Raw genomic sequence first — 9,275 nt, forward strand, 5'->3', positions numbered from 1 at the left:
CTGGCGGTCTGTGCCGAGGAGGCGACGTTCGCCTTCACCGAGGTCCGGATCGGGGTGATCCCGGCGGTGATCTCGGCGACCGTGCTGCCCCGGCTGCTCCCCCGGGCCGCCGCCGAGCTCTACCTGACCGGGGACACCTTCGACGGCCGGCGGGCCGCCGAGATCGGCCTGGTCACGGCCGCGGTGCCGGCGAACGGCCTGGACGCGGCCGTCGAGCGGTACTGCGCCTCGCTGGTCCGGGGAGCACCGAAGGCGCTGGCCGGCGCCAAGGAGCTGCTGGGCCGGCCGGCCGCCACCGACCTGCGCGCCGAGATCGCCGAGTTGGCCGCTCTTTCCACCGGGTACTTCCTGTCCGATGAGGGGCGGGAGGGAGTGCTCGCCTTCCGCGAGAAGAGATTGGCCCGGTGGGTGGCCGCTCTGGACGGTGGTCCGGCAGAGAGTGCGAGCTAGGAGCCGCCCGCCCGCGCTGAGCGTGGCCGGGCGGTGACGGAACGGGAGGCAACCGGTCGGACGACCCGGACGGCGCTTCGCGGGACGTACGCTTGCCGGACTGTCGGACAGGAGGTGCGGGTGCGAACTCGGGCAATCGTCGCAGCCGGGGTGGTGGTGGCCGTCGTCGCCGTTCTCGGGGTCTGGCTCGTCGTCCGGCAGTTCGGCCACCAGATCCGCCTTCCGATGGCCAGCCGCACCTGCACCGTCCAGGCCGACGGCCGGGTCGTGCTCGGCGCCGACCAGATGGCCAACGCGGCCACCATCGCGGCGATCGGCGTGCAGCGGCAGATGCCCGAGCGGGCCGTGGTGGTCGCCCTGGCCACCGCGTACCAGGAGTCGCACCTGCGCAACATCGCGCACGGCGACCGGGACTCGCTGGGGTTGTTCCAGCAGCGCCCGAGCCAGGGCTGGGGCACGCCGGAGGACATCCGGGACCCGCGCTACGCAGCGAGCAGGTTCTACGCCGCGCTGAAGAAGGTCAAGGGCTGGGAGTCCATGCGGGTCACCGAGGCCGCCCAGCGGGTGCAGCGGTCGGCCTATCCCGAGGCGTACGAGAAGTGGGCCGACGAGTCCCAGGTCCTCACCCGCGCGCTGCTCGGCCACGCGACCGGCGCGGTGGCCTGCACGGTAGGCCCGACGCCGGTGATGCGCGGCGCGGCCGCGGCCGCTGCGCTGAGCCGTGGGCTGGCGCTGGACTGGGGGCTGCCCGGCCTCGCCGCGTCGACGGACCTGGCCGGGCTGGCGGTGCCGGCGAGCGATGCCCGCAACGGCTGGCGGTACGCGCACTGGCTGGTCTCGCACGCCGACGACAACGGCGTCAAGCGGGTCCGCTTCGGCGATCTGGAGTGGACGGCCAAGCAGGGGACCTGGACCAAGGTCACCGACGGCCGGTCCGCCCCGACCCAGGTGCTCGCCGAGGTCTTCGCCGAGACGTAGGCCGGCGGTCGACCGGCCGGCTCAGGGACGGGTGCCGCTGAGCCGCCGGCGCACCTTTTCCCGGATCGGTTCCGGCAGGTCGGGGACGTCGAGCAGCCGGGGCAGCAGCTCCGGCTCCAGGGTGGTCGCCCGGAACACCTCGCCGAGGGTCACCCCGTGCGCGGGTCGGTCCACCACCTCGACCGGGTCGCCGGGGCCGACCTCGCCCTCCCGGAGCACCCGCAGGTACGCCCCGGGCGCCGCCCGCGCGGTGAACCGCTTGATCAGGTCGGGCATCCCCCAGAAGCCGGCGAAGGTGGCGCAGGGGGTGCGCGCCCTTGGTCACCTGGAGCAGCGCGTCGCCGACGGCCCACTGCTCCCCGATGACCGCTCCGGTCACGTCCACCGCGTACGTGGTGAGGTTCTCGCCGAAGCCGCCCGGCCGGATCGCCCGGCCCAGCTCGGCCGCCCACCAGCCGGCGTCCTCCTCGGCGTAGGCGTAGACCGCCTGGTCGGGCCCGCCGTGGTGGGCCCGCTCGCCGATGAAGTCGCCCGCCACTCCGTCGAAGCGCAGCAGCACGGGCCCGTCGACCGGCCGCTTGTCGATGCCGGTGCGGCCGCTCGCGTCGCCCGCCCACTCCGCCTCGGTCACCACGGCGAGGTTCACCGCCGCCAGCCTGCCCGTCATGGCGGTGAGCCTAGCCGGACCCCGGGGACCCGGGGCATCCGGTGATCAACCCTTGACGGCGCCGGCCACCAGGCCGGAGACCATCCGCCGCTGCACCAGCAGGAAGAACACGATCACCGGCAGGGTGAACAGCGTCGAGGCGGCCATCACCGAGCCCCAGGCGGTGTCGTCCCGGCCGAAGAAGAAGGTCATCGCCACCGGCAGGGTGTACCGGTCCTGGTCGTTGACGAAGGTGAGCGCGAAGATCAGCTCGTTCCAGGCGGTGATGAAGGAGAAGATGCTGGTGGCCACGAGGCCCGGCGCGACCAGCGGGAAGAGGATCCGGCGGAAGGTCTGCGCCCGGCTCGCGCCGTCGATGGCCGCGGCCTCCTCCAGCTCCTTCGGCACCGCGGCGACGAAGCCGCGCAGCATCCACACCGCGAACGGCAGCGAGAAGCCCAGGTAGGTGAGGATCAGGCTGGGCAGCGTGTTGTAGAGGCCGAGCCGCTGGATCATCAGGAACAGCGGGATGACCAGCGCCTCCAGCGGGATCATCTGCACCACCAGCAGCAGGATCAGGAAGGTGGTGCGCAGCCGGAACCGGAACCGCGCCACCGCGGTCGCCGCGAGCAGCGCGACCAGGCCGCTGAGCAGCACGGTCGCCACCGCCACCAGCGCGCTGTTGAGGAAGAAGTCGACGAACGTCACGCCCGGGATCAGGTTGCCGGTGAGGATCTCCCGGTAGTGCTCCAGGGTCGGCTCCGCCGGCACCGGACGCGGCGTGGCCGAGAAGATCTCCTGGTTCGGCTTCAGCGAGGTGGCGATCATCCAGTAGACCGGGAAGGCCGCGAAGAGCGCGACCAGCAGGCCGACCCCGTTCAGGGCGATCCGCTTCACGACTCGTCCTCCTGCCGGAGCACCATGCGGACGTACAGGCCGGTGACCACGAGCAGGATCACCGTGAGGATGACCGCGATCGAGGCGCCGAGGCCGTACTTGGGCGGCGGCGAGAACGCCTCCGCGTACGAGTAGATCGAGAGCATGAACGTCGACCGGTCCTGGGTGCCCCCGGCCAGGACGAACTGCTGGGTGAAGACCTTGAAGTCCCAGATGGTGGAGAGCACCACCAGGATGCCGAAGACCGGTCGCAGGGTCGGGAAGGTGACCGACCAGAAGACCCGCCACGGCCCGGCGCCGTCCACCCGGGCCGCCTCCTGGAGCTCGCTCGGCACGCTCTTCAGCCCGGCCAGCACGCTGACCGCGATGAACGGGAACGAGTGCCAGACCACCACCAGGGTCAGGATGGTGAAGAAGAGCAGCGGCGAGTTGAACCAGCCGTACCCGGTCCAGTCGCTGCGGCCGAAGAGCGCGGTGGAGAGCCCGTCGGGGAGCTTGTTGAACAGCCAGGTGACCAGGCCACTGGTGTCGTCGAAGATCCACTTCCAGACGATGGTGCCGGTCAGGGCCGGGGTGGCCCAGGCCAGCATCACGCAGCTGGCGACGAAGGTGGCCATCCGCTTGCCGAGCCGGTTGAGCAGCAGCCCGACCAGGGTGCCGAGGATCATCGTCAGCACCACGTTGGCCGCGGCGAAGAGCACGGTGTTGCGCAGCACCGTACGGAAGAACGGGTCGCCCAGGATCTGGGCGTAGTTGGCCAGGCCGACCCACGGCCACTCGCGGTCCCCGCGCAGCTGCCGGACGCTGTTCAGCTTGTAGAACGACATCGCCACCACCTGGCCGAGGGGCCAGAGCAGCAGCACCGCGATGATCGCCAGGCAGGGCAGGAGCAGCAGGTACGGCAGGCGGTCCACACGGCGGCGCCGCCGCGCGGGGGTCTCCCGCGCGGCGGCCTCGTCGGTGGCCTCGATCAGCGTGGTCACTTGGCGTTGAGGATGCTTTCCATCTCGGTGGCCGCCTCGGCGGTGGCCTGCTCGACCGTCTTCTGACCCTTCATGACCGAGCTGTTCATCGCCTGGGTCACCGTCTTGGTCCGGCTGACCTCGACCCACTTCGGGGTGAGCGGGGTCAGCTTGGTGTTCTGCATGGCGGTGGCGAACGCGGCCATCACCTTGTCGTCGGCGTAGTTACCGCCGCTGACCAGGTCCTGGTAGACCGGGAAGAAGCCGAGGCTGCTGGCGAACTCCTGGTCCTTCTGCTTGCTCAACAGGACGGTCAGGTAGTCCCAGGCCAGGTCCTGCCGCTTGCTGTCCTTCCAGAGGGCGATGTCGGAGCCGCCGGCGAAGGCCGGGGCCGGCTTGCCGTCCGGGCCGGGGATGGGGAACGTGCCCCATACCTTCTCGATCTCCGGGTTGTCCTTCTTCATCGCGCCGCCCTGCCAGCTACCGGCGAACGCCATCGCCGCCTTGCCGGTGGCGAACTGGGTGCGGGCGTCGACCTCGTTCCAGCCGGCGGCGGCCGGCGGGGCGACCTTGTGCACGGTGACCAGGTCGGTCCAGAACTTGACCGCCTTCTGCGCCTCCGGCGTGTTGTAGCCGGACTTCCAGGTGTCGCCGTCCTTGGTGGCGATCTCCGCGCCGGCGCCCCAGAGGAAGGAGTAGAACGGCAGCTCGGAGTTGCCCGGCAGGGCGATGCCGTAGGTGCCCGGCTTCTTGGCCTGAACGGTCTTGGCGACGCTGACCAGCTCGTCCCAGGTCGTCGGCGGCTTCACGCCGGCCTCGGCGAACCAGTCGGTGCGGTAGTAGACGGCCCGCACGCCGGCGTACCACGGCACGCCGTACTGCTTGCCGTCGAGCTGGGCGTTCTTCACCAGGTCGGGGAGGATGTCCTTGCCCTCGGCCCAGCCGTTGAACTTGCCGCTCACGTCGGCGAGCGCCTCCTGCGCCGCCCAGCCCTGGGTCTCCGTGTTGCCGAGCTCGGTCAGGTCCGGTCCCTCGCCACCGGCGAGCGCCGCCTGGAACTTCTTCGGCGCCTCGAGCCAGGGGATGTACTGGACGACCACGTCGGTCTCGGGGTGCTTCTTCTTGAACTCGGTCTCGACGCCGTCGAGGAACTTCGTCTGCGCGTCGCTCCCCTCGCCCATCATCCAGACCGTCAGCTTGCTGTTGTCGGCGGCCTTGTCGTCATCATCGGAGCCACCGCAACCGGCGAGCACCATCGCAGCCGAGGCCACGATGGCGGTGACCGGAGCCAGCCGCTTCCACCTGTTCACGCCACATCTCCCTCGCGCCGTTTGGCACTAACCTTCTCCGCCGCACCTTAGTAGGAAAAATTCCTTTACGACAGGGGTAGCCGCGAAGCTCAGGCGAGGCGACCGTATCGCAGCCGGCCGGGTGGCCGGCAGGGATGCCGTCCGGGCAGCTCCAAGCCGTGCGGTAGACGGGCAGACGGAAGCGGGCGCCCGACCGGATGGTCGGGCGCCCGCTTGAGCAGACGGTGTGTCGGTCAGTACCGCGAGACGCTGCGGCGACGGCCGATGCCCGCCACCAGGGCGACGGCGATGGCGGCGAACAGGACCTGCAGCAGCAGCTCGCGCCAGTCGATGCCAGCCGTGTCGGCGAAGCCCGACGCCCGGGCGACCACGGTACCGAGCAGCGCGGCGCCGACGCCGATGAGCATGTGCAGCCACATCGGCATGTTCTGGCGGCCCGGCACGACCAGTCGGCCCAGCGCGCCGACGATCAGACCGACGATGAGGGCGGTGATGATTCCGGTAGCGGTCATGGTCGTTCTCCTAAGCACAAGTGGGATGTATTTCGTTGTGGCGACCGCTATGTTCCCGACCCGCCGAAAATCCAAACCGACTTCCGTGACGGATTGCCCCTCCAGGGCCGAGACCAGCACTTTCCTCATCCTCCGGCGGCGACGGATCGACCTTTCGGCATCGACACGGTCGAATCTGCCGACGGCCGGAGGCATGCCGGGCACGGCCGGCCGACCCGGCTTCCGCGCAGACGCGAGCGGGCGCCCGACCATCCGGTCGGGCGCCCGCTTCAGCAGACGATGCGTCGGTCAGTACCGCGAGACGCTGCGGCGGCGGCCCACGCCGGCCACCAGGGCCACGGCGATGGCGGCCAGCACAACCTGGACCACCAGTTCCATCCAGTCGATGCCGGAAGTCTCGGTGGCGATACCCAGCGCCCGAGCCAGCACCGTACCGAGCAGCGCGGCACCCACGCCGATCAGCATGTGCAGCCACATCGGCATGTTCTGGCGGCCCGGCACGACCAGGCGGCCAAGAGCGCCGACGATGAGACCAACAACGAGCGCGGTGATGATGCCCCAAACGGTGAGCTCCACGGTCGCCCTCCTCCTCAAGAAGTTTCACACGGTGTCGTGTGGTTCCTGTCGTTGACCGCTAGATGCCCGACCGCCCGAAAAACCAAACCGACTCAACCGTGAGCGGGACGTGAAACGTCGATGTCGAGAGCCCGCGTCGGTTCCGCTGGACGCGGCGAAGCCGCAGGTGGGCGGCCGTACCCCAGCGCCCGGACGCCGGTCCCCGCCGTCGGGGAAAATCCCCGGGTACGCGCCGGAAAACGGCCGGCACCCCGTGGAGGGACCCTGCGGATCCGTCCACCGGGGTGCCGGCCGGACGTCAGGTGTCGCCGGTGGGCCGGCGACCGGTCACTTCTTGCCGGGGGCCTTGGCCTCGCCGGAGTCGGAGGAGAGCGCCGCGATGAAGGCCTCCTGCGGGACCTCCACCCGGCCCACCATCTTCATCCGCTTCTTGCCTTCCTTCTGCTTCTCCAGCAGCTTGCGCTTCCGGCTGATGTCACCGCCGTAGCACTTGGCGAGCACGTCCTTGCGGATCGCGCGGATGGTCTCCCGGGCGATCACCCGGCTGCCGATGGCGGCCTGGATGGGCACCTCGAACTGCTGACGCGGGATCAGGTTGCGCAGCTTCGCCGCGATGGAGACCCCGTAGTTGTACGCCTTGTCCTTGTGCACGATCGCGCTGAACGCGTCCACCGGCTCACCGTGCAGGAGGATGTCCACCTTCACCAAGTCGGACGCCTGCTCGCCGGAGGGCTCGTAGTCCAGCGAGGCGTACCCCTTCGTCCGGCTCTTGAGCTGGTCGAAGAAGTCGAAGATGATCTCGGCGAGGGGCAGCGTGTAGCGCAGCTCCACCCGGTCGGCGGAGAGGTAGTCCATGCCGAGCAGGCTCCCCCGGCGGCCCTGGCAGAGCTCCATCACCGCGCCGACGTAGTCGTTCGGGGTGAGCACGGTGGCCCGCACGGTCGGCTCGAACACCTCGGCGATCTTGCCGGTCGGGTACTCGCTCGGGTTGGTGACCACGACCTCCTGACCGTCCTCCTGGATGGCCCGGTAGACCACGTTCGGGGCGGTGGAGATGAGGTCGAGGTTGAACTCACGTTCCAGCCGCTCCCGGATGATCTCCAGGTGCAGCAGGCCGAGGAAGCCGCAGCGGAAGCCGAAGCCCAGCGCGCCGGAGGTCTCCGGCTCGTAGACCAGCGCCGCGTCGTTGAGCTTGAGCTTGTCCAGCGCCTCACGCAGGTTGGGGTAGTCAGACCCGTCGATCGGGTAGAGGCCGGAGTAGACCATCGGCTTCGGGTCCTTGTAGCCACCCAAGGCCTGCGTCGCCGGTCGCGAGTTGATGGTGACGGTGTCACCCACCCGGGACTGGCGGACGTCCTTCACGCCGGTGATCAGGTAGCCCACCTCGCCGACGCCGAGGGCGTCGGCCTTCACCATCTCCGGCGAGATGACGCCGATCTCCAGCAGCTCGTGCACGGCGGCGGTGGACATCATCTTGATCCGGTCGCGGGCGCTGATCCGCCCGTCGATCACCCGGACGTAGGTGACCACGCCCCGGTAGACGTCGTACACCGAGTCGAAGATCATCGCCCGGGCGGGCGCGTCCGCGTCGCCGACCGGCGGCTGGAACTGCCGGACGATCTCGTCGAGCAGGTACGGCACACCCTCGCCGGTCTTGCCGCTGACCTTGATGCAGTCCGCCGGGTCGCCACCGATCAGGTGGGCCAGCTCCTCGGCGTACTTCTCCGGCTGGGCGGCCGGCAGGTCGATCTTGTTGAGCACCGGGATGATGTGCAGGTCGTTCTCGAGCGCCAGGTAGAGGTTGGCCAGCGTCTGCGCCTCGATGCCCTGGGCGGCGTCGACCAGCAGGATCGCGCCCTCACAGGCCGCGAGGGACCGGGACACCTCGTAGGTGAAGTCGACGTGGCCCGGCGTGTCGATCATGTTGAGCACGGCCTGCTCGCCGGCCCGCTCGCCCTCCCGGATGGTCCACGGCATCCGGACGGCCTGGCTCTTGATGGTGATCCCGCGCTCGCGCTCGATGTCCATCCGGTCGAGGTACTGGGCCCGCATCTGCCGGGGGTCGACCACGCCGGTGAGCTGCAGCATCCGGTCGGCCAGGGTCGACTTCCCGTGGTCGATGTGAGCGATGATGCAGAAGTTCCTGATGCGCCCCGGGTCGGTGGCACCAGGAGCGTTCGCGCCGGGATCGAGCGTCGGTGGCACAGCGGTCCGTTCTGGTCGGCTGACGTGAGCAGGGCCGGCGCGCGCCGACCCCCTCTATGCTCCCACGTCGCCCCGGAAGCGGTCCGATCACTCCTGGGGTACCCCGGCGACTCACTCCGCGGGTGGGTGGCTCACTCCGCGGGCGGCTCGACGAAGAGGGCGGCGAGTCGGGGCAGCCGACGCCGGGCCTCTTCCTCGTCGTCGAAGTCCCAGAAGTCGTTGAGGTCCGGCACGGGCACCGGGTCGCGGTCCGCCGACAGGTCGGTCGCGGTCGCCTTCCGGTACGCCTCCCAGGGCACCGCGAGCATGTCCTCGCACTGGAACTCCTCGCCGCTGAGCGAGGCGGCCCGGACCTGCGGCAGCTCCGCGAGGGAGTCCGGGTCGTCGACCGCCCGGGCGAAGACCGCCCGGCCCTGGGTCATCAGCCAGCCCCGGAAGTACTCGAAGCCGTCGTCGGAGGCACCGTCGTTGATCAGGTAGGCCGCACCCCAGAGGTCGACCTTGTAGGAGGCGGCGAGCACCCGCTGCTGGTGGTGGGCGTACCCGACGATGTCGTCCGGATTCCGCTCGGCGAGCAGGGCGACCGCCCGGGCGGCGACCGCCTCGGGCTCTCCTCCGGCACCGGCCCGGGCCTGGTCGATCAGCTGCCAGAAGTCGTCGGTCCTCATGGCTGGCCAGTCTGGCAGAGCGGACCGACAGCCCGGCGGCGGCGCGGCGGGGGTCGGCGCCGGGGCTCGGC

The 9,275-nt window shown here is 70.2% G+C and carries 9 protein-coding genes and 1 pseudogene; 2 read left to right on the forward strand and 8 right to left on the reverse strand.

Annotation, left to right across the window (positions count from 1 at the left end; translation table 11 throughout):
- On the forward strand, window positions 1-450 hold a 450-nt coding region (locus tag DKL51_RS23215), incomplete at its 5' end, for an enoyl-CoA hydratase-related protein (protein WP_185734894.1).
- 114 nt (window positions 451-564) lie between these two features.
- Entirely contained in the window at window positions 565-1,428 is an 864-nt protein-coding gene (locus DKL51_RS23220) for a hypothetical protein (protein WP_185734895.1), read from the forward strand.
- A gap of 21 nt (window positions 1,429-1,449) precedes the next feature.
- On the opposite strand, the pseudogene DKL51_RS37560 reads toward DKL51_RS23220, so the two are convergent.
- The 8 genes and pseudogenes from DKL51_RS37560 to DKL51_RS23260 all read right to left on the reverse strand — a co-directional run bounded on the left by DKL51_RS37560 (window position 1,450) and on the right by DKL51_RS23260 (window position 9,204).
- Window positions 1,450-2,095, reverse strand: a pseudogene (locus DKL51_RS37560) (MOSC domain-containing protein).
- 45 nt (window positions 2,096-2,140) lie between these two features.
- Window positions 2,141-2,971, reverse strand: coding sequence for a carbohydrate ABC transporter permease (locus DKL51_RS23230; RefSeq protein WP_124812481.1), 831 nt, complete (start codon window positions 2,969-2,971; stop codon window positions 2,141-2,143).
- A complete protein-coding gene (locus DKL51_RS23235) occupies window positions 2,968-3,954 on the reverse strand; it encodes a carbohydrate ABC transporter permease (protein WP_109945189.1) in 987 nt (328 codons plus the stop codon). The genes DKL51_RS23230 and DKL51_RS23235 overlap by 4 nt, the downstream gene beginning before the upstream one ends.
- A complete protein-coding gene (locus DKL51_RS23240) occupies window positions 3,951-5,243 on the reverse strand; it encodes a sugar ABC transporter substrate-binding protein (protein WP_109945188.1) in 1,293 nt (430 codons plus the stop codon). Before DKL51_RS23240 ends, DKL51_RS23235 begins: the two co-directional genes overlap by 4 nt.
- A 233-nt stretch (window positions 5,244-5,476) precedes the next feature.
- Entirely contained in the window at window positions 5,477-5,755 is a 279-nt protein-coding gene (locus DKL51_RS23245; protein ID WP_109945187.1) for a GlsB/YeaQ/YmgE family stress response membrane protein, read from the reverse strand.
- A gap of 288 nt (window positions 5,756-6,043) precedes the next feature.
- Window positions 6,044-6,331, reverse strand: a complete 288-nt coding sequence (locus tag DKL51_RS23250) for a GlsB/YeaQ/YmgE family stress response membrane protein (protein ID WP_109945186.1) — start codon at window positions 6,329-6,331, stop codon at window positions 6,044-6,046.
- A gap of 327 nt (window positions 6,332-6,658) precedes the next feature.
- Complete coding sequence (gene lepA / locus DKL51_RS23255) at window positions 6,659-8,536, reverse strand: translation elongation factor 4 (RefSeq protein WP_109945185.1); 1,878 nt, start codon at window positions 8,534-8,536, stop codon at window positions 6,659-6,661.
- 131 nt (window positions 8,537-8,667) lie between these two features.
- Window positions 8,668-9,204 carry a DUF4240 domain-containing protein gene (locus tag DKL51_RS23260; protein ID WP_109945184.1) on the reverse strand — a complete coding sequence of 179 codons (537 nt, stop codon included), beginning with the start codon at window positions 9,202-9,204 and terminating at the stop codon, window positions 8,668-8,670.
- Between the last annotated feature and the right edge of the window lie 71 nt (window positions 9,205-9,275).

It is taken from the genome of Micromonospora globispora (assembly GCF_003857015.1).
GTDB lineage: Bacteria > Actinomycetota > Actinomycetes > Mycobacteriales > Micromonosporaceae > Micromonospora > Micromonospora globispora.